At 49.4% G+C, this 2,500-nt stretch carries 1 tRNA gene and 2 rRNA genes (1 of these 3 cut by a window edge); all 3 read left to right on the forward strand.

What is annotated here, in order from left to right:
• Positions 1-222: 222 nt before the first annotated feature.
• Positions 223-1,768, forward strand: a 16S ribosomal RNA gene (locus TZ90_RS00005).
• Between the two features lie 51 nt (positions 1,769-1,819).
• Positions 1,820-1,892: transfer RNA gene (locus tag TZ90_RS00010), tRNA-Ala, on the forward strand.
• Positions 1,893-2,017: 125 nt separating this feature from the next.
• Positions 2,018-2,500, forward strand: a 23S ribosomal RNA gene (locus TZ90_RS00015) (it continues 2,418 nt past the right edge of the window).
• The 16S and 23S rRNA genes sit together here with 1 tRNA gene alongside, the layout of an rRNA operon.

Below are 2,500 nucleotides of genomic sequence, written 5' to 3' on the forward strand. Positions count from 1 at the left end.
CACTTGATGAAAAAAGATTAAAAAAGTTTCAAAAAAGTGTTGACAAGCGAAAGCGACTGTGATATACTAATATAGTTGTCGCTTGAGAGAAGCGAGTGACAAAGACCTTTGAAAACTGAACAAGACGAACCAATGTGCAGGGCACTACAACTAAGGTTGTAGTACTGAACAATGAAAAAACAATAAATCTGTCAGTGACAGAAATGAGTGAGAACTCAAACTTTTAATGAGAGTTTGATCCTGGCTCAGGACGAACGCTGGCGGCGTGCCTAATACATGCAAGTAGAACGCTGAAGGAGGAGCTTGCTCTTCTGGATGAGTTGCGAACGGGTGAGTAACGCGTAGGTAACCTGCCTGGTAGCGGGGGATAACTATTGGAAACGATAGCTAATACCGCATAATAGTAGATGTTGCATGACATTTGCTTAAAAGGTGCAATTGCATCACTACCAGATGGACCTGCGTTGTATTAGCTAGTTGGTGGGGTAACGGCTCACCAAGGCGACGATACATAGCCGACCTGAGAGGGTGATCGGCCACACTGGGACTGAGACACGGCCCAGACTCCTACGGGAGGCAGCAGTAGGGAATCTTCGGCAATGGACGGAAGTCTGACCGAGCAACGCCGCGTGAGTGAAGAAGGTTTTCGGATCGTAAAGCTCTGTTGTAAGAGAAGAACGAGTGTGAGAGTGGAAAGTTCACACTGTGACGGTATCTTACCAGAAAGGGACGGCTAACTACGTGCCAGCAGCCGCGGTAATACGTAGGTCCCGAGCGTTGTCCGGATTTATTGGGCGTAAAGCGAGCGCAGGCGGTTAGATAAGTCTGAAGTTAAAGGCTGTGGCTTAACCATAGTACGCTTTGGAAACTGTTTAACTTGAGTGCAAGAGGGGAGAGTGGAATTCCATGTGTAGCGGTGAAATGCGTAGATATATGGAGGAACACCGGTGGCGAAAGCGGCTCTCTGGCTTGTAACTGACGCTGAGGCTCGAAAGCGTGGGGAGCAAACAGGATTAGATACCCTGGTAGTCCACGCCGTAAACGATGAGTGCTAGGTGTTAGACCCTTTCCGGGGTTTAGTGCCGTAGCTAACGCATTAAGCACTCCGCCTGGGGAGTACGACCGCAAGGTTGAAACTCAAAGGAATTGACGGGGGCCCGCACAAGCGGTGGAGCATGTGGTTTAATTCGAAGCAACGCGAAGAACCTTACCAGGTCTTGACATCCCTCTGACCGCTCTAGAGATAGAGCTTTCCTTCGGGACAGAGGTGACAGGTGGTGCATGGTTGTCGTCAGCTCGTGTCGTGAGATGTTGGGTTAAGTCCCGCAACGAGCGCAACCCCTATTGTTAGTTGCCATCATTCAGTTGGGCACTCTAGCGAGACTGCCGGTAATAAACCGGAGGAAGGTGGGGATGACGTCAAATCATCATGCCCCTTATGACCTGGGCTACACACGTGCTACAATGGCTGGTACAACGAGTCGCAAGCCGGTGACGGCAAGCTAATCTCTTAAAGCCAGTCTCAGTTCGGATTGTAGGCTGCAACTCGCCTACATGAAGTCGGAATCGCTAGTAATCGCGGATCAGCACGCCGCGGTGAATACGTTCCCGGGCCTTGTACACACCGCCCGTCACACCACGAGAGTTTGTAACACCCGAAGTCGGTGAGGTAACCGTAAGGAGCCAGCCGCCTAAGGTGGGATAGATGATTGGGGTGAAGTCGTAACAAGGTAGCCGTATCGGAAGGTGCGGCTGGATCACCTCCTTTCTAAGGAAAAGGAACTGCGCATTGGTCTTGTTTAGTCTTGAGAGGTCTTGTGGGGCCTTAGCTCAGCTGGGAGAGCGCCTGCTTTGCACGCAGGAGGTCAGCGGTTCGATCCCGCTAGGCTCCATTGGTGAGAGATCACCAAGTAATGCACATTGAAAATTGAATATCTATATCAAATAGTAACAAGAAAATAAACCGAAAACGCTGTAGTATTAATAAGAGTTTATGACTGAAAGGTCAGAAAAATAAGGTTAAGTTAATAAGGGCGCACGGTGGATGCCTTGGCACTAGGAGCCGAAGAAGGACGTGACAAACGACGATATGCCTTGGGTAGCTGTAAGTAAGCGATGATCCAGGGATTTCCGAATGGGGGAACCCAACAGGTACTACCTGTTACCCGCATCTGTTAAGGATGTGAGGAGGAAGACGCAGTGAACTGAAACATCTAAGTAGCTGCAGGAAGAGAAAGCAAAAGCGATTGCCTTAGTAGCGGCGAGCGAAACGGCAGGAGGGCAAACCGAAGAGTTTACTCTTCGGGGTTGTAGGACTGCAATGTGGACTCAAAGATTATAGAAGAATGATTTGGGAAGATCAGCCAAAGAGAGTAATAGCCTCGTATTTAAAATAGTCTTTGTACCTAGCAGTATCCTGAGTACGGCGGGACACGTGAAATCCCGTCGGAATCTGGGAGGACCATCTCCCAACCCTAAATACTCCCTAGTGACCGATAGT

Origin of the sequence: Streptococcus mitis (assembly GCF_000960005.1) — a bacterium.
Taxonomy (GTDB): Bacteria; Bacillota; Bacilli; order Lactobacillales; family Streptococcaceae; genus Streptococcus; species Streptococcus mitis_CK.